Origin of the sequence: Escherichia sp. WS1368 (genome assembly GCF_046487485.1) — a bacterium.
In the GTDB taxonomy this organism is placed as follows: domain Bacteria; phylum Pseudomonadota; class Gammaproteobacteria; order Enterobacterales; family Enterobacteriaceae; genus Escherichia; species Escherichia coli.
In genome coordinates, this window is record NZ_JBJQJI010000001.1 from 835353 (window position 1) to 853874 (window position 18522).

At 51.9% G+C, this 18522-nt stretch carries 17 protein-coding genes; 11 read left to right on the forward strand and 6 right to left on the reverse strand.

The window, feature by feature from the left end:
- The first annotated feature begins 49 nt into the window (after positions 1 to 49).
- Genes flhB through flhe form a run of 3 tightly spaced genes read left to right on the forward strand, consistent with a single transcriptional unit; the run spans position 50 to position 3661 of the window.
- On the forward strand, positions 50 to 1198 hold the full coding sequence (flhB, locus tag ACJHYD_RS04050; protein WP_001551267.1) for a flagellar biosynthesis protein FlhB: 1149 nt from the start codon (positions 50 to 52) through the stop codon (positions 1196 to 1198).
- Complete coding sequence (gene flhA, locus ACJHYD_RS04055) at positions 1191 to 3269, forward strand: flagellar biosynthesis protein FlhA (protein ID WP_001551266.1); 2079 nt, start codon at positions 1191 to 1193, stop codon at positions 3267 to 3269. The genes flhB and flhA overlap by 8 nt, the downstream gene beginning before the upstream one ends.
- Entirely contained in the window at positions 3269 to 3661 is a 393-nt protein-coding gene (gene flhe, locus ACJHYD_RS04060; RefSeq protein WP_001259590.1) for a flagellar protein FlhE, read from the forward strand. The genes flhA and flhe overlap by 1 nt, the downstream gene beginning before the upstream one ends.
- Before the next feature lie 52 nt (positions 3662 to 3713).
- Here the strand turns inward: flhe and argS are convergent, their stop codons facing one another.
- On the reverse strand, positions 3714 to 5447 hold the full coding sequence (gene argS, locus ACJHYD_RS04065) for an arginine--tRNA ligase (RefSeq protein WP_001025308.1): 1734 nt from the start codon (positions 5445 to 5447) through the stop codon (positions 3714 to 3716).
- Positions 5448 to 5662: 215 nt separating this feature from the next.
- Between argS and ACJHYD_RS04070 the strand changes: the two genes are divergently transcribed.
- The 4 genes from ACJHYD_RS04070 to torZ all read left to right on the forward strand — a co-directional run bounded on the left by ACJHYD_RS04070 (position 5663) and on the right by torZ (position 10929).
- Positions 5663 to 6229 (forward strand): VOC family protein, encoded by a 567-nt coding sequence (locus ACJHYD_RS04070; RefSeq protein WP_001551265.1) that lies wholly within the window; start codon positions 5663 to 5665, stop codon positions 6227 to 6229.
- Positions 6230 to 6242: 13 nt separating this feature from the next.
- The gene (gene cutC / locus ACJHYD_RS04075) at positions 6243 to 6989 is read left to right on the forward strand and encodes a copper homeostasis protein CutC (protein ID WP_001185732.1); all 747 of its coding nucleotides are present in this window, start codon (positions 6243 to 6245) and stop codon (positions 6987 to 6989) included.
- 385 nt (positions 6990 to 7374) lie between these two features.
- A complete protein-coding gene (locus tag ACJHYD_RS04080) occupies positions 7375 to 8475 on the forward strand; it encodes a NapC/NirT family cytochrome c (RefSeq protein ID WP_001551264.1) in 1101 nt (366 codons plus the stop codon).
- 24 nt (positions 8476 to 8499) lie between these two features.
- Entirely contained in the window at positions 8500 to 10929 is a 2430-nt protein-coding gene (torZ, locus tag ACJHYD_RS04085; protein WP_001551263.1) for a trimethylamine N-oxide reductase TorZ, read from the forward strand.
- Positions 10930 to 10963: 34 nt separating this feature from the next.
- On the opposite strand, the gene cmoB is transcribed toward torZ, so the two are convergent.
- From cmoB to ACJHYD_RS04110, 5 genes are read right to left on the reverse strand one after another with little or no spacing between them, the layout of a single operon-like run.
- Positions 10964 to 11935: a tRNA 5-methoxyuridine(34)/uridine 5-oxyacetic acid(34) synthase CmoB gene (gene cmoB / locus ACJHYD_RS04090; protein ID WP_000564730.1), complete on the reverse strand. Its 972-nt coding sequence runs from the start codon at positions 11933 to 11935 to the stop codon at positions 10964 to 10966.
- Positions 11932 to 12675: a carboxy-S-adenosyl-L-methionine synthase CmoA gene (gene cmoA, locus ACJHYD_RS04095; RefSeq protein ID WP_000019591.1), complete on the reverse strand. Its 744-nt coding sequence runs from the start codon at positions 12673 to 12675 to the stop codon at positions 11932 to 11934. Before cmoA ends, cmoB begins: the two co-directional genes overlap by 4 nt.
- A 40-nt stretch (positions 12676 to 12715) precedes the next feature.
- On the reverse strand, positions 12716 to 13111 hold the full coding sequence (locus tag ACJHYD_RS04100; protein ID WP_000252980.1) for an MAPEG family protein: 396 nt from the start codon (positions 13109 to 13111) through the stop codon (positions 12716 to 12718).
- Between the two features lie 52 nt (positions 13112 to 13163).
- Positions 13164 to 13982 carry a DUF72 domain-containing protein gene (locus ACJHYD_RS04105; RefSeq protein WP_001563891.1) on the reverse strand — a complete coding sequence of 273 codons (819 nt, stop codon included), beginning with the start codon at positions 13980 to 13982 and terminating at the stop codon, positions 13164 to 13166.
- Positions 13979 to 14545 (reverse strand): hydrolase, encoded by a 567-nt coding sequence (locus tag ACJHYD_RS04110; protein WP_001551241.1) that lies wholly within the window; start codon positions 14543 to 14545, stop codon positions 13979 to 13981. Before ACJHYD_RS04110 ends, ACJHYD_RS04105 begins: the two co-directional genes overlap by 4 nt.
- Before the next feature lie 309 nt (positions 14546 to 14854).
- Here ACJHYD_RS04110 and aspS point away from each other — a divergent pair, with 309 nt between their 5' ends.
- The 4 genes from aspS (at position 14855) to ruvC (ending at position 18522) form a co-directional block, all read left to right on the forward strand.
- The gene (gene aspS / locus ACJHYD_RS04115) at positions 14855 to 16627 is read left to right on the forward strand and encodes an aspartate--tRNA ligase (protein ID WP_001551240.1); all 1773 of its coding nucleotides are present in this window, start codon (positions 14855 to 14857) and stop codon (positions 16625 to 16627) included.
- Positions 16628 to 16744: 117 nt separating this feature from the next.
- Complete coding sequence (gene nudB, locus ACJHYD_RS04120) at positions 16745 to 17197, forward strand: dihydroneopterin triphosphate diphosphatase (protein WP_001308712.1); 453 nt, start codon at positions 16745 to 16747, stop codon at positions 17195 to 17197.
- Between the two features lie 28 nt (positions 17198 to 17225).
- Positions 17226 to 17966 (forward strand): YebC/PmpR family DNA-binding transcriptional regulator, encoded by a 741-nt coding sequence (locus tag ACJHYD_RS04125; protein WP_000907234.1) that lies wholly within the window; start codon positions 17226 to 17228, stop codon positions 17964 to 17966.
- A gap of 34 nt (positions 17967 to 18000) precedes the next feature.
- Positions 18001 to 18522: a crossover junction endodeoxyribonuclease RuvC gene (gene ruvC, locus ACJHYD_RS04130; RefSeq protein WP_001551239.1), complete on the forward strand. Its 522-nt coding sequence runs from the start codon at positions 18001 to 18003 to the stop codon at positions 18520 to 18522.

Genomic DNA, 18522 nt, shown 5'->3' on the forward strand with positions numbered 1-18522 from the left:
TTGCGCTCTGGCATCATTTACGCTTAATACTCTTTCCAGGATTGGCGACGTGTCTGACGAGAGCGACGACAAAACAGAAGCCCCCACACCTCACCGACTAGAAAAAGCGCGGGAAGAGGGGCAAATCCCGCGTTCCCGTGAACTGACTTCACTGCTGATTTTGTTAGTGGGCGTTAGTGTTATCTGGTTTGGCGGTGTGTCGCTGGCCCGTCGATTGTCGGGCATGCTCTCCGCTGGGCTGCATTTTGATCACAGTATTATCAATGACCCGAATCTGATCCTCGGGCAAATTATTCTGCTGATCAGAGAAGCCATGCTGGCGCTGCTGCCGCTGATTAGCGGCGTGGTGCTGGTGGCGCTCATTTCTCCGGTCATGCTGGGAGGGCTGGTATTTAGCGGAAAATCCTTGCAGCCGAAGTTTTCCAAACTCAACCCGCTACCGGGCATTAAACGGATATTCTCGGCTCAGACTGGCGCGGAGTTGCTTAAGGCAATTTTGAAAACCATCCTGGTTGGCAGCGTGACGGGATTTTTTCTCTGGCATCACTGGCCGCAGATGATGCGCTTAATGGCCGAGTCTCCGATTACCGCCATGGGTAATGCGATGGATCTGGTAGGGCTATGCGCGCTGCTGGTGGTACTTGGTGTTATTCCGATGGTGGGATTTGACGTCTTTTTCCAAATCTTCAGCCACCTGAAAAAGCTGCGAATGTCGCGGCAGGATATTCGTGATGAGTTCAAACAAAGCGAAGGCGACCCCCAAGTTAAAGGGCGGATCCGTCAGATGCAGCGAGCGGCCGCACGGCGTCGGATGATGGCCGATGTGCCGAAAGCGGACGTTATCGTCAATAACCCAACTCACTACTCAGTGGCTTTGCAGTACGACGAAAACAAAATGAGTGCGCCAAAAGTCGTTGCCAAGGGCGCGGGGCTGGTGGCATTACGCATTCGTGAAATTGGCGCTGAAAATAACGTCCCTACGCTTGAAGCGCCGCCGCTGGCGCGAGCGCTGTATCGACATGCGGAGATCGGTCAACAAATCCCGGGTCAACTGTACGCCGCGGTGGCGGAAGTGCTGGCCTGGGTCTGGCAACTGAAACGCTGGCGTCTGGCTGGTGGACAGCGCCCTGTACAACCTACTCATCTTCCGGTGCCGGAAGCCCTGGATTTTATTAACGAGAAACCGACCCATGAGTAATCTGGCCGCGATGCTGCGCCTGCCTGCAAACCTGAAATCGACACAATGGCAGATCCTTGCCGGACCGATTTTGATCCTGTTGATCTTGTCGATGATGGTGCTGCCACTGCCCGCATTCATACTCGACCTGTTGTTTACCTTCAATATTGCCTTGTCGATCATGGTGTTGCTGGTGGCGATGTTTACCCAGCGCACGCTTGAGTTTGCTGCGTTTCCGACCATTCTATTGTTTACTACGTTGTTGCGTCTGGCACTTAACGTAGCTTCAACCCGCATCATTTTGATGGAAGGGCATACCGGCGCGGCGGCGGCTGGGAAGGTGGTCGAAGCGTTCGGTCACTTCCTCGTTGGTGGCAATTTCGCTATCGGTATCGTGGTGTTCGTCATTCTCGTGATCATCAACTTTATGGTCATTACCAAAGGTGCCGGGCGTATCGCAGAAGTGGGGGCGCGCTTTGTTCTCGATGGTATGCCGGGTAAGCAGATGGCGATTGACGCCGACCTTAACGCCGGATTGATTGGTGAAGATGAGGCGAAAAAACGCCGCTCCGAAGTGACTCAGGAAGCCGATTTTTACGGCTCAATGGACGGGGCAAGTAAGTTTGTTCGCGGCGATGCCATCGCCGGGATCCTCATCATGGTCATTAACGTTGTCGGCGGGTTGCTGGTCGGCGTGCTGCAACATGGCATGAGCATGGGACACGCCGCGGAAAGTTATACGCTATTGACCATTGGCGACGGTCTGGTGGCACAAATCCCGGCGCTGGTGATTTCTACCGCCGCGGGGGTCATCGTTACGCGTGTCAGCACCGATCAGGATGTTGGCGAGCAGATGGTGAATCAGCTTTTCAGTAACCCGAGCGTTATGTTGTTAAGCGCCGCCGTGCTCGGTTTACTCGGCCTGGTGCCTGGAATGCCGAACCTGGTATTTTTGCTGTTCACTGCCGGATTGCTTGGGCTGGCCTGGTGGATCCGCGGACGTGAACAAAAAGCGCCTGCCGAACCAAAACCGGTAAAAATGGCAGAGAATAATACCGTTGTCGAAGCGACGTGGAACGATGTACAACTGGAAGATTCCTTGGGAATGGAAGTGGGTTATCGACTGATCCCGATGGTTGATTTCCAACAAGATGGCGAGTTGCTGGGCCGTATTCGTAGTATTCGTAAGAAATTTGCTCAGGAGATGGGGTTTCTGCCGCCGGTGGTGCACATTCGCGACAATATGGATCTGCAACCTGCACGTTATCGCATTTTGATGAAAGGCGTAGAGATTGGCACTGGCGATGCCTATCCGGGGCGCTGGCTGGCAATTAACCCAGGTACCGCTGCCGGGACGTTACCTGGTGAGGCGACCGTCGATCCGGCATTTGGCCTGAATGCTATCTGGATTGAAAGTGCGCTTAAAGAACAGGCGCAGATTCAGGGGTACACCGTGGTTGAGGCCAGCACGGTGGTGGCAACGCATCTTAACCACCTCATTAGCCAGCATGCCGCAGAGCTGTTTGGTCGTCAGGAGGCGCAACAGCTGTTGGATCGCGTCGCCCAGGAGATGCCAAAGCTGACGGAAGATCTCGTTCCTGGCGTCGTCACGCTCACCACACTGCATAAAGTGCTGCAAAATCTGCTCGATGAAAAAGTGCCGATTCGCGATATGCGCACTATTCTCGAAACGCTGGCGGAACATGCGCCCATCCAAAGCGATCCACATGAATTAACCGCCGTCGTGCGCGTGGCGTTGGGACGGGCGATTACCCAGCAGTGGTTTCCTGGCAAAGATGAAGTTCATGTTATTGGCCTCGATACACCGCTGGAACGTTTGTTGCTACAGGCGTTGCAGGGCGGGGGCGGACTGGAGCCAGGGCTGGCGGATCGTTTACTGGCGCAAACTCAGGAAGCTCTATCCCGTCAGGAGATGTTGGGTGCGCCGCCAGTTTTATTGGTGAACCACGCGCTGCGACCATTATTGTCTCGCTTCCTGCGCCGCAGCTTGCCGCAGTTAGTGGTGCTGTCGAATCTGGAACTATCTGATAACCGACATATCCGCATGACGGCGACAATTGGCGGTAAATGATGAGAACCTTATTAGCAATATTATTGTTTCCGCTGCTGGTGCAAGCCGCCGGGGAGGGGATGTGGCAGGCGAGTAGTGTGGGCGTTACGCTGAATCACCGTGGTGAGTCGATGTCGTCAGCGCCTCTTTCTACTCGACAACCTGCTGCAGGATTGATGACGCTGGTGGCGTGGCGTTATCAGCTTATCGGCCCGACACCTGCAGGACTGCGGGTTCGCTTGTGTTCACAATCTCGTTGTGTCGAATTAGAAGGGCAGAGTGGAACCACCGTGGCCTTTTCCGGTATACCGGCGATAGAACCGTTGCGATTTATCTGGGAAGTGCCTGGCGGTGGGCGGTTAATTCCGCCGCTAAAGGTACAACGGAATGAAGTGATTGTGAATTATCGTTAATGATAAAAAAGCCGATGTCTGCCATGACATCGGCTTTTGCCGTATAACGCGATTACATACGCTCTACTGTCTCAATACCCAGCGTATCCAGACCCAGTTTCAGCGTCTTCGCCGTCAGTTGTGCCAGTTTCAGACGGCTGTTACGCACTTCTTCGTTTTCTGCGCTGAGGATCGGGCAGTGCTCGTAGAAGCCAGAGAACAGACCAGCCAGATCGTACAGGTAAGCACACATCACATGCGGCGTGCCTTCACGGGCAACCACGGTGAGGGTTTCTTCAAACTGCAGCAGGCGAGCTGCCAGTTGCGCTTCACGATCTTCACGGATGATAACCGGAGCTGCAGCCAGTTGCTCTTCGTCAATTTCTGCTTTACGGAACACGGACAATACACGCGTGTATGCATACTGCATGTATGGCGCGGTATTACCCTCAAACGCCAGCATGTTGTCCCAGTCGAAGATGTAGTCCGTGGTGCGGTTTTTGGAGAGATCCGCATATTTCACCGCACCAATACCAACTGCGTTAGCCAGTTTTTCCAGCTCGTCGGCTGGCATATCCGGGTTCTTTTCTGCCACCAGACGACGTGCACGCTCCAGGGCTTCATCCAGCAGATCCGCCAGTTTCACTGTACCACCCGCGCGGGTTTTGAACGGTTTGCCGTCTTTGCCCAGCATCATGCCGAACATGTGGTGTTCCAGCGGTACGGATTCCGGTACATAGCCTGCTTTACGGACGATAGCCCACGCCTGCATCAGGTGTTGATGCTGACGGGAGTCGATGTAATACAGCACGCGATCGGCATGCAGTGTTTCATAACGATATTTCGCACAGGCGATATCAGTGGTGGTGTAGAGATAGCCACCATCTTTCTTCTGAATGATCACGCCCATCGGTTCGCCTTCCTTGTTTTTGAACTCATCAAGGAATACGACGGTCGCGCCTTCACTTTCTACTGCCAGACCTTTGGCTTTCAGGTCCGCCACGATACCCGGCAGCATTGGGTTGTAGAGACTTTCACCCATGACGTCATCGCGGGTCAACGTCACGTTCAGACGATCGTAGGTGATCTGGTTCTGCGTCATGGTGATGTCGACCAGTTTGCGCCACATCTCGCGGAAATATTCGTCACCGCTTTGCAGTTTGACTACGTAGTTACGTGCACGCTCGGCAAACTCTTCATCTTCGTCGTAATGCTTTTTCGCATCGCGGTAGAAACCTTCAAGGTCAGCCAGCTCCATTTCACCGGCGTTTTCTTGCTGCTGCTTTTCCAACCACGCAATCAGCATACCGAACTGAGTACCCCAGTCGCCGACGTGGTTCGCGCGAATCACTTTGTGACCGAGGAACTCCAGAGTACGCACTGCCGCGTCACCAATAATGGTAGAGCGCAGGTGACCGACGTGCATCTCTTTCGCCACGTTCGGAGCGGAGTAGTCAACCACAATGGTCTGTTTTTCTGGCGTAGCAACACCGAGACGATCGGACGCCAGCGCCTGCTGAACATGATCAGCCAGGAAGGCTGGATCAAGAAAAATGTTGATAAAGCCTGGACCGGCGATCTCAACTTTGCTGGCGATACCGTTAAGATCCAGATGAGTCAGCACCTGCTCTGCTAATTGTCGCGGTGCCATACCCAGTTTTTTAGCAACTGCCATCATGCCGTTAGCCTGATAGTCGCCGAACTGAACTTTTGCTGACTGACGAACCTGCGGTTCGCAATCCGCAGGCGCGCCTGCCGCAATCATGGCCTGACGGACTTTTTCTGAGAGAAGAGCCTGAATATTCACCGGAATACCTTACATTGATGAAGCGAGCAAAAATTGCCCGCACCAGTTAAAGAAATTAGGGCGGGAGTATACTGCAAATGGCTGTTTTCGTCAGCAACGTGCGCGTGGCGTATTGCCGTTTTCACTATTGCATCAGAAGCGGCGTGAAATCAGCGGTTGGTTGGCGCAGGGCAACAGGGTAAATTAACGCTTTTACTGAAAGACGAAGAGTGATTATGGCGAACTGGCAATCTATCGACGAGCTGCAGGATATTGCATCGGATTTACCGCGATTTACCCACGCATTAGATGAACTTTCCCGCCGTTTGGGGTTGGATATCACTCCGCTGACTGCCGATCACATTTCTTTGCGTTGCCATCAAAACGCCACCGCTGAGCGCTGGCGTCGCGGGTTTGAACAGTGCGGCGAGCTTTTGTCAGAAAATATGATCAATGGCAGGCCGATTTGTCTGTTTAAATTGCATGAACCGGTACAGGTTGCGCACTGGCAGTTTTCCATTGTGGAGCTACCGTGGCCCGGGGAAAAACGTTACCCGCACGAAGGTTGGGAACATATTGAAATCGTTCTGCCGGGCGATCCAGAAACGCTGAATGCCCGTGCGCTGGCATTGCTTTCTGATGAAGGACTCAGCCTGCCGGGGATCTCAGTGAAAACCAGTTCGCCAAAAGGTGAGCATGAGCGATTACCGAATCCGACGCTGGCGGTCACCGATGGCAAAACAACTATTAAGTTTCATCCGTGGTCCATTGAAAAGATCGTTGCCAGCGAGCAGTCGGCGTAATTAAGGAGTAAAAATGGCATTACTGGAAATTTGCTGTTACAGCATGGAATGTGCACTAACGGCGCAGCAAAACGGCGCAGACAGAGTTGAATTATGCGCAGCCCCAAAAGAGGGGGGCTTAACGCCGTCGTTGGGGGTACTGAAATCCGTACGCCAGCGGGTGACGATCCCTGTGCATCCGATTATCCGCCCACGCGGTGGTGATTTTTGCTACAGCGACGGTGAATTTGCCGCCATTCTTGAGGATGTGCGCACAGTCCGCGAATTAGGTTTTCCTGGACTGGTGACGGGCGTTCTCGATGTTGACGGGAATGTCGATATGCCACGAATGGAAAAAATAATGGCTGCTGCCGGTCCGCTGGCAGTGACTTTTCATCGCGCCTTCGATATGTGCGCTAACCCTTTAAATACACTCAATAATCTTGCGGAATTGGGCGTTGCTCGGGTACTGACATCAGGGCAAAAATCAGACGCACTGCAAGGTTTATCAAAAATTATGGAACTTATTGCCCATGGTGATGCTCCAATCATTATGGCCGGAGCAGGAGTCCGTGCAGAAAACCTGCACCACTTCCTCGATGCCGGAGTGCTGGAAGTCCATAGCTCCGCGGGAGCGTGGCAAGCCTCACCAATGCGTTATCGTAATCAAGGATTGTCCATGTCATCAGATGCACACGCGGACGAGTATTCGCGTTATGTCGTAGACGGGGCGGCGGTTGCTGAAATGAAAGGAATCATTGAACGCCATCAGGCCAAATGATTTTTACCGTTGCATCATGTCGCCCAATATGATGCTTGCTCGTACCAGGCCCCTGCAATTTCAACAGGGGCCTTTTTTTATCCCTGAATAGTATAAAAAATGAACGATTACCGCGATCTGTTGAGCGGGTGACAGTGCACATAGCGTTGTGCTAAAAATTTTTATATATTCATATTAATTATGTAATTTAAATTACTAAAACTGACAAATATGTATTCTAAATAACAACTGGGTTATTCCTTAGCAATTAATGATTACATTGTAATAAATCATATTCTTTATCGATTATTTCAGGCAGTGTTGTGCCGAATTATGCAAGCGGTCAATTCGTTGTATATTTAATTATACAATGATTTCGGTGTTCTGGAATTAATTAGAGGAATCTATGCGAGGGAAAAAACGCATTGGGTTAATGTTTTTGCTGATAGCGGTTGTGGTTGGTGGCGGCGGGTTATTGCTGGCGCAAAAAGCCTTACATAAAACGTCGGATACAGCATTTTGCCTTTCCTGCCACTCGATGAGTAAACCTTTTGAGGAATATCAGGGAACTGTCCACTTTTCGAACCAGAAAGGGATACGTGCGGAATGTGCCGATTGCCATATTCCAAAGTCAGGGATGGATTATTTATTTGCTAAATTAAAAGCATCTAAAGATATTTATCATGAATTTGTTAGCGGCAAAATAGACAGTGACGATAAGTTCGAAGCGCATCGTCAGGAAATGGCCGAAACAGTATGGAAAGAATTAAAAGCCACTGACTCTGCAACGTGCCGTAGTTGCCATTCTTTTGATGCCATGGATATTGCCTCGCAAAGTGAATCTGCGCAGAAAATGCATAACAAAGCACAAAAGGGCGGCGAAACCTGTATCGATTGTCATAAAGGCATTGCTCATTTTCCGCCAGAAATAAAAATGGATGACAACGCGGCGCATGAGCTGGAAAGTCAGGCCGCTACTTCAGTGACTAATGGCGTACATATTTATCCTTTCAAAACTTCTCGCATAGGCGAGCTGGCTACCGTGAATCCTGGTACCGATCTCATCGTCGTTGATGCCAGTGGCAAACAGCCGATCGTTCTGTTGCAGGGTTATCAAATGCAGGGCAGTGAAAACACGCTCTACCTGGCGGCAGGTCAACGGCTGGCACTAGCCACATTAAGTGAAGAAGGTATCAAGGCGCTCACGGTAAACGGGGAATGGCAGGCTGACGAATACGGCAATCAATGGCGTCAGGCGTCTTTACAGGGTGCGCTTACCGATCCCGCATTAGCGGACCGTAAACCGCTATGGCAATACGCTGAAAAACTTGACGATACCTATTGCGCTGGTTGCCATGCCCCTATTGCCTCCGACCATTACACCGTCAATGCATGGCCGTCCATTGCCAAAGGAATGGGGGCGCGAACCAGCATGAGCGAAAACGAACTGGACATTTTGACGCGGTACTTCCAGTACAACGCCAAAGATATTACCGAGAAACAGTGATCCTCGTTGATCAGGGAGGAAGTTATGACATTAACAAGACGTGAATTTATTAAACACAGCGGTATTGCCGCTGGGGCGCTGGTGGTGACATCGGCTGCACCGCTACCCGCATGGGCAGAAGAGAAGGGTGGCAAAATCCTCACCGCGGGCCGTTGGGGAGCGATGAACGTAGAAGTGAAGGACGGCAAGATTGTTTCTTCAACAGGCGCGCTGGCGAAAACTATACCGAACTCCTTACAGTCTACGGCGGTGGATCAGGTACACACCACGGCGCGTATTCAGCATCCGATGGTGAGAAAAAGCTATCTCGATAATCCACTGCAACCGGCGAAAGGTCGTGGCGAAGATACCTATGTACAGGTGAGCTGGGAACAAGCATTAAAACTGATTCATGAGCAACACGATCGTATTCGTAAAGCTAACGGACCATCGGCCATTTTTGCCGGATCTTACGGCTGGCGATCTTCTGGCGTGTTGCATAAAGCGCAAACCTTACTGCAACGTTATATGAACCTTGCGGGCGGTTATTCCGGGCATAGCGGCGATTATTCAACCGGGGCAGCACAGGTGATCATGCCGCATGTGGTCGGTTCTGTAGAGGTGTATGAACAGCAGACCTCCTGGCCGCTGATTCTGGAAAACAGCCAGGTTGTGGTGCTGTGGGGGATGAACCCGCTGAATACCTTGAAAATTGCCTGGAGCAGTACCGATGAGCAAGGGCTGGAATACTTCCATCAGCTGAAAAAATCTGGCAAACCCGTGATTGCCATTGATCCTATTCGCTCCGAAACCATCGAATTCTTTGGCGATAATGCCACCTGGATCGCGCCGAATATGGGCACCGACGTGGCACTGATGTTAGGGATCGCGCATACCCTGATGACACAAGGCAAACACGATAAAGTGTTCCTTGAAAAATACACTACCGGATATCCGCAGTTTGAAGAGTATCTGGCAGGCAAGAGCGATAATACGCCGAAGAGCGCGGCCTGGGCGGCGGAAATTTCTGGCGTACCGGAAGCGCAGATAGTCAAACTCGCTGAACTGATGGCGGCAAATCGCACAATACTGATGGCAGGCTGGGGAATTCAGCGCCAGCAATATGGTGAACAGAAACACTGGATGCTGGTGACGCTGGCGGCGATGTTAGGGCAGATTGGTACACCGGGCGGCGGGTTTGGTTTCTCTTATCATTACTCCAATGGTGGCAACCCGACGCGTGTTGGCGGCGTGCTGCCGGAAATGTCTGCGGCGATTGCCGGACAGGCCAGCGAGGCCGCTGATGATGGCGGAATGACGGCGATTCCTGTTGCCCGTATCGTCGATGCGCTGGAAAATCCTGGCGGCAAATATCAGCATAACGGTAAAGAGCAAACGTACCCAAATATCAAAATGATCTGGTGGGCGGGTGGCGGTAACTTTACCCATCACCAGGATACTAATCGTCTGATTAAAGCATGGCAGAAACCGGAGATGATCGTCGTTTCTGAATGCTACTGGACCGCAGCTGCTAAACATGCAGATATCGTATTACCGATCACCACATCGTTTGAGCGCAATGACTTGACGATGACCGGTGATTACAGCAACCAGCATATTGTACCGATGAAGCAGGCTGTCGCTGCGCAATTTGAAGCGCGTAACGATTTTGACGTGTTTGCCGATCTTGCTGAATTACTCAAACCTGGCGGAAAAGAGATCTATACCGAAGGTAGAGATGAAATGGCGTGGCTGAAATTTTTCTATGATGCCGCTCAGAAAGGTGCGCGTGCGCAACGCGTGACTATGCCGATGTTTAATGCTTTCTGGCAGCAAAATAAACTGATCGAAATGCGCCGCAGCGAGAAGAACGAACAGTACGTTCGTTATGGTGATTTCCGCGCCGATCCGGTGAAAAATGCGCTGGGTACGCCAAGCGGCAAAATTGAGATTTACTCCAAAACGCTGGAAAAATTTGGCTATAAGGATTGCCCGGCACACCCAACCTGGCTTGCGCCTGATGAGTGGAAAGGTTCCGCCGACGAGAAGCAGTTGCAGCTTCTGACCGCACATCCGGCACACCGTTTACACAGTCAGCTTAACTATGCGGAACTGCGTAAAAAATATGCGGTTGCCGATCGTGAACCGATCACTATTCACACCGAAGATGCTGCTCGCTTTGGTATTGCGAATGGCGATCTGGTGCGTGTCTGGAACAGACGTGGTCAGATTCTGACAGGCGCGGTGGTGACTGACGGGATCAAAAAAGGCGTGGTATGCGTGCATGAAGGTGCATGGCCAGATCTGGAAAATGGCTTGTGTAAAAACGGCAGTGCGAACGTGTTAACGGCGGATATCCCCAGCTCTCAGCTGGCAAATGCCTGTGCCGGTAACTCTGCGCTGGTGTATATCGAAAAATATACGGGCAATGCACCGAAGTTAACGGCGTTTGATCAGCCAGCTGTTCAGGCATAAGACGTGAAAAGCGCCCGGAAACGGGCGCTAATCTTTACGGCTTGCGCGCAATCAGCACCGCGCGTTTAGGTGCCGGATAACCTTCAACTGTCTTACTCGGATCATGTGGGTCGAGGAAATCGGACAGAGACTCGGTAACCATCCATTCAGTGCGTCGCTGCTCTTCTGTAGTGGTAACGCTCACATCCGCAATGCGAATATCAACAAAACCACACTTCTTCAGCCAGTTTTTCAGCGCCAGCGCGGAAGGGATGAAATAGACATTACGCATTTGCGCGTAACGATCGCCCGGCACCAGCACCGTGTTCTCATCACCATCAATAACCAGCGTTTCAAGCACCAGTTCACCTTCATTGACCAGTTGATCTTTCAACTGCCAGAGATGCTCCAGCGGTGAACGACGATGATAAAGCACGCCCATCGAAAAGACGGTATCAAAGGCTTTCAGTGCCGGAAGCTGTTCAATGCCTAACGGTAACAAATGTGCGCGCTGATCGTTACCCAGTAGTTTACGCACCGCTTCAAACTGGCACAGAAACAGTTGCGTAGGGTCGATTCCCACCGCGAGGTGCGCGCCTGCGCCAATCATGCGCCACATGTGATAACCGCTGCCACAGCCGACATCAAGAATGGTGCGCCCGGTTAAATCAGAAAGATGGGGCAGAACGCGATCCCATTTCCAGTCGGAACGCCATTCGGTATCGATGTTGACGCCATACAGTGAGAACGGCCCTTTGCGCCACGGCATCAGGTTGCGCATCAGCGTTTCAATACGTTTAATTTGCCCGGCGCTCAGTGGCTCTTCGCTTTCTGCCGTCACGCTATGCAATAAATCCAGACGATACGGTTTAATTTCAGGCAGAAATTCCACCGCGTTGGACCACTGCTTAAACAGCCCGTGCTGCTGCTCGCGCTGCCAGTTAGCAATCTGCGCGGGCAGCGTTTCCAGCCAGTGTGAAAGATGATTTTTGGCAATCAGAGAATAAAAGTTACCAAAGTCGATCATGCAGCGTCCTCTGCTTTTAATGCCACCAGGGAACCAAAGTTAAAGCACTGGAACCACAGCTCGCTATGCTCAAAACCAGCTTGATGCAGGCGTGCTTTATGGGTTTCCACAGAATCGGTTAGCATCACGTTTTCCAGCATGCTGCGCTTCTGGCTGATCTCCAGTTCGCTGTAACCGTTGGCACGTTTAAAGTCGTGGTGCATGTTAAACAGCAATTCACCAACTTTGGCATCTTCGAAACTGAATTTTTCCGAAAGCACCAGCGCACCGCCCGGGTTCAGCCCTTGATAAATTTTATCCAGTAACGCCTGACGCTCGGAAGGTTCCAGGAATTGCAGGGTAAAATTCAGCACCACCATCGATGCGTTTTCAATGGCGATATCGCGAATATCACCTTCAATAACGTCTACTGGCGTAGGGGCTTTATAGGCGTCAATATGACGACGGCAGCGTTCAATCATCGCCGGAGAGTTGTCGATGGCAATAATTTTGCAATTATCATGATGAATGTTGCGACGCACCGAGAGCGTCGCCGCGCCCAGAGAACAACCCAGATCGTAAACCTGCGTACCAGGTTGAACGAAGCGCTCGGCTAACATACCAATCATGGAAATAATATTGGAATAGCCGGGAACGGAACGCTGGATCATATCCGGGAAGACTTCAGCTACCCGTTCATCAAAGGTCCAGTCGCCCAGTCTGGCGATAGGGGCAGAAAATAGCGTGTCGCGGTGAGACATAACGTAAAAATCCGGGAAAAAGAAAGTGGCGTATTGTGCGCTAACGCAGGGAGAAAACCAACTCCCAGGGCATATACCAAAGATTCGCCAGCACCATCAGCAACAGCGCACACCAGGTGGCGCTCATGCCGGAACGTCGCCAGCGGAACAGACGGTGATGAAAACCGTAATAATGCATCAGACGACCAGCAAGCAAAACGATGCCGCAAATATGCACCATCCAGGTTTCTGCGCCATTCATTTCCATAAACAGCATTAACACAATCGCGATGGGAATATATTCCACCGCGTTACCATGAATGCGAATAGCGCTTTGCAGTTCGCTAAAACCGCCGTCGCCATAGGCAACGCGGTACTGCATTCGCAGGCGAACGACATCAAAAGAGAACTTCATTAATAACAACGCACTTAAAACGGCATACAGCGCGCTTACCATACAAACTCCCTTTAAAATGGCCGATGGCACCTGTCTATGATAGGTGGCAAATTCAGAAAAGAGAAGATTGCTGTGGAATAGCCGGAACTGCTCCGATCTCTGGAAGCGTTTTACGTAAGTCTTCCCACAGGGTATGTACCAGTTCCGGGGCCTGGGCAATATCTGGCGTATGTAAAAAAAGATAAGGCGTAGTGGTCTGATGCCACTGCGCTAATTTTTGTAACCAGACCTGAAATAATTCCCGGTTTTGCGTCATATCATCACTACCGATAAAACGGATCAGCGGATTTGTCGCCGTCAGTACAGCATGTACCGGAACTTTAGGTTTTTTTCGTTGAGCGTCGCGAATAGCTTCACTGTGTGGACGTGCTGCATGAACCGGGCGGCTGTCTAAAATCACCCGATTAACGCCGCGCTGATGTAAACCGCGATTAAGCGTTTGTTCCTCTTCCCCTTTGGCGAAAAACTGTGGATGGCGGACTTCCACACCATAATTAAATTCGCCGGGAAGGGAATCGAGAAAATGCCAAAGCGCAGGCAGATCCCGTGGGCCAAATGTGGCAGGCAGTTGCAGCCAGTATTGCCCAATGCGCGGCGCTAACGGTGACATGCGGGTCAAAAATTCAGTCACTAAATCATCGCAATGCCGTAATGCTGCCTGATGCGAAATGGTCGCCGGAAACTTAAAACAGAAGCGAAAATTATCTGTGGTCTGCTCACGCCAGCGCAGGACAACCTCGGATTTCGGCAGGGCGTAAAGCGTGGTGTTGCCCTCCACACAGTTAAAGTGGCGGGCATACTCTTCAAGGCTGGTGATCCCCAACCGCACCCATTTAGGATGCGACCATTGCGGCAGACCGATGTAAATCATAATGCGTTGAGGATCTCTTCCACACTGCGCACACGGGCGATGCGTGGGTAGATATGGTTGATGCTGTTATTGTGCTGCTCGGCGCTGGCGGCGCTGCAGGCGTCTTCGGCAATCACCAGATTAAAACCGAGTTCCCAGGCATTGCGGGCGGTGGATTCAACACCGATATTGGTCGAGATCCCACATAATACTATTGTATCGATACCCCGGCGGCGTAATTGCAACTCCAGATCTGTACCGTAAAACGCCCCCCACTGACGTTTGATGATTTCGATATCACTGTCAGTTGCACCTAATGCAGCAGGATGTTGCCACCAGTTTTCGGGCAACACTTTAGCGGGGGAAGGGGCATCAACCGGCTGTTTTAATGCTTCGGCGTAATCGGCAGACCAGCCAACGCGCACCAGAAACACGGGCTGACCGCTGGCGCGAAATTTCACCGCCAGCTTCCCGGCGCGATTAACCACCTCATCGGCAGTATGTGGACCTCCGGCAAAAGGTAAGATGCCTTCTTGTAAATCAATCACCACCAGCGCGGTGGTTTTAGCATTAAGTTCAAGCATGATGACTCCTGACAAAACAAAATCGTGCCTCTCACCTTAATGCGATTAGCCGATGGCGGAACGACAAATTTTGTTAATTTTTATGAGTTCGGGCAACACCTTTATAGCAAACTGGCGTAGAGTCTGATTTCAGGCCCGATATAAAGTGGTAACGAGGCGTTCCAGCGCGGGCCAGACTCTTACGGTGCGGCAGAATTTCCAGTATAATAGCCGCCTTTTTTCATTCAGTTGTGACATACAGCTAACGCTGCGACTTGGTCACCTGCGCAGCAGGGGGCATCCGCCGGCAGCTAAGTTAAGGGATATCTCATGCGTACAGAATATTGTGGACAGCTCCGTTTGTCCCACGTGGGGCAGCAGGTGACTCTGTGTGGTTGGGTCAACCGTCGTCGTGATCTTGGTAGCCTGATCTTCATCGATATGCGCGACCGCGAAGGTATCGTGCAGGTATTTTTCGATCCGGATCGTGCGGACGCGTTAAAGCTGGCCTCTGAACTGCGTAATGAGTTCTGCATTCAGGTCACGGGCACCGTACGTGCGCGTGACGAAAAAAATATTAACCGCGATATGGCGACTGGCGAAATCGAAGTACTGGCGTCCTCGCTGACTATCATCAACCGTGCAGATGTTCTGCCGCTTGACTCTAACCACGTCAACACCGAAGAAGCGCGTCTGAAATACCGCTACCTCGACCTGCGTCGCCCGGAAATGGCTCAGCGCCTGAAAACCCGCGCTAAAATCACCAGCCTGGTGCGCCGTTTTATGGATGACCACGGCTTCCTCGACATCGAAACTCCGATGCTGACCAAAGCCACGCCGGAAGGCGCGCGTGACTACCTGGTGCCTTCTCGTGTGCACAAAGGTAAATTCTACGCACTGCCGCAATCCCCACAGTTGTTCAAACAGCTGCTGATGATGTCCGGCTTTGACCGTTACTATCAGATCGTTAAATGCTTCCGTGACGAAGACCTGCGCGCTGATCGTCAGCCTGAATTTACTCAGATCGATGTGGAAACTTCTTTCATGACCGCGCCGCAAGTGCGTGAAGTGATGGAAGCGCTGGTGCGTCATCTGTGGCTGGAAGTGAAGGGCGTGGATCTGGGCGATTTCCCGGTAATGACCTTTGCGGAAGCAGAACGCCGTTATGGTTCTGATAAACCGGATCTGCGTAACCCGATGGAACTGACTGACGTTGCCGATCTGCTGAAATCTGTTGAATTTGCAGTATTTGCAGGTCCGGCGAACAATCCGAAAGGGCGCGTTGCCGCTCTGCGTGTTCCGGGTGGCGCATCGCTGACCCGTAAGCAGATCGACGAATACGGTAACTTCGTTAAAATCTACGGCGCGAAAGGTCTGGCTTACATCAAAGTTAACGAACGCGCGAAAGGTCTGGAAGGTATCAACAGCCCGGTAGCGAAGTTCCTTAATGCAGAAATCATCGAAGCCATCCTGGATCGTACTGCCGCGCAAGATGGCGATATGATTTTCTTCGGTGCCGACAACAAGAAAATTGTTGCCGACGCGATGGGCGCACTGCGCCTGAAAGTGGGTAAAGACCTTGGTCTGACCGACGAAAGCAAATGGGCACCGCTGTGGGTTATCGATTTCCCGATGTTTGAAGACGACGGTGAAGGCGGCCTGACGGCAATGCACCATCCGTTCACCTCACCGAAAGACATGACTGCTGCAGAACTGAAAGCTGCACCAGAAAATGCGGTGGCGAACGCTTACGATATGGTCATCAATGGTTACGAAGTGGGCGGTGGTTCTGTGCGTATCCATAATGGTGATATGCAGCAGACGGTGTTTGGTATTCTGGGTATCAACGAAGAGGAACAGCGCGAGAAATTCGGCTTCCTGCTCGACGCCCTGAAATACGGTACTCCGCCGCACGCAGGTCTGGCATTCGGTCTTGACCGTCTGACGATGCTGCTGACCGGCACCGACAATATCCGTGACGTTATCGCCTTCCCGAAAACCACGGCGGCGGCGTGTCTGATGACTGAAGCACCGAGCTTTGCTAACCCGACTGCACTGGCTGAGCTGAGCATTCAGGTTGTGAAGAAGGCAGAGAATAACTGATATGACTCAAATACACGAAATCATTCGCGTTGCATCGAGGCGGCAACTGAGTGAACTCCCATGAGCATAGATAACTATGTGAATGGGATGAGCGAAGGCAGTCAACGAAGAGGCAGCGTGAAGGATAAAGTGTATAAGCGTCCCGTTTCGATCTTAGTGGTCATCTATGCGCAAGATACGAAACGGGTGCTGATGTTGCAGCGGCGTGACGATCCCGATTTCTGGCAGTCGGTAACCGGCAGCGTGGAAGAGGGTGAAACCGCGCCGCAAGCTGCCATGCGCGAAGTAAAGGAAGAGGTCACCATCGATGTTGTCGCTGAACAACTGACCTTAATTGACTGTCAGCGCACGGTAGAATTTGAAATTTTTTCACATTTACGTCATCGCTATGCGCCGGGCGTGACGCGTAATACGGAATCATGGTTCTGTCTTGCGCTCCCGCACGAACGCCAGGTCGTCTTCACTGAACATCTGGCCTACAAGTGGCTTGATGCGCCTGCTGCGGCGGCGCTCACTAAGTCCTGGAGCAACCGGCAGGCGATTGAACAGTTTGTAATTAACGCTGCCTGAACAGGCAGGGCTATCTGGAGATATTTTTATGGCAGGTCATAGTAAATGGGCCAACACCAGACATCGTAAAGCTGCGCAGGATGCTAAGCGCGGTAAAATCTTCACTAAAATCATTCGTGAGCTGGTAACCGCGGCTAAGCTGGGCGGTGGTGACCCGGACGCTAACCCGCGTCTGCGTGCAGCAATTGATAAAGCATTGTCTAACAACATGACCCGTGACACTCTGAACCGCGCAATTGCACGTGGTGTGGGCGGTGATGATGATGCAAACATGGAAACCATCATCTACGAAGGTTACGGTCCTGGCGGCACGGCAATCATGATTGAATGTCTGTCTGACAACCGCAACCGTACCGTTGCTGAAGTGCGTCATGCATTCAGCAAATGTGGTGGTAACCTCGGTACTGATGGTTCCGTAGCCTATCTGTTCAGCAAAAAAGGCGTGATCTCCTTCGAGAAAGGCGATGAAGACACCATCATGGAAGCAGCTCTGGAAGCGGGTGCTGAAGACGTTGTGACCTATGATGACGGCGCGATTGACGTCTACACTGCATGGGAAGAAATGGGTAAAGTACGCGACGCTCTGGAAGCGGCAGGTCTGAAAGCAGACAGCGCGGAAGTTTCCATGATCCCGTCCACCAAAGCTGATATGGATGCTGAAACCGCACCGAAACTGATGCGTCTGATCGATATGCTGGAAGATTGCGACGACGTGCAGGAAGTCTACCATAACGGTGAAATCTCCGATGAGGTTGCAGCGACTCTCTGATGGGGCCTGCTAAACAGCAAAACGGAGACGCGTGATGGCTATTATTCTCGGCATTGACCCGGGTTCGCGCGTGACCGGCTATGGCGTCATCCGCCAGGTAGGCAGGCAACTCTCCTACCTGGGTAGCGGATGCATACGCACCAAAGTGGATGATTTACCGTCTCGTCTGAAGCTCATCTATGCGGGCGTGACGGAAATCATCACCCAGTTCGAGCCTGATTATTTCGCCATTGAACAAGTCTTTATGGCGAAGAACGCTGACTCAGCCCTGAAACTGGGTCAGGCGCGCGGCGTGGCGATTGTGGCGGCGGTGAATCAGGAATTGCCGGTATTTGAATATGCGGCACGTCAGGTAAAGCAAACGGTGGTAGGTATTGGTAGTGCTGAAAAAAGCCAGGTGCAGCATATGGTCCGCACCTTGCTGAAACTGCCCGCTAATCCACAGGCGGATGCTGCCGATGCATTAGCTATCGCGATTACCCATTGTCACGTCAGTCAGAATGCGATGCAGATGAGCGAATCGCGGCTGAACCTGGCGAGAGGGCGACTGCGTTAA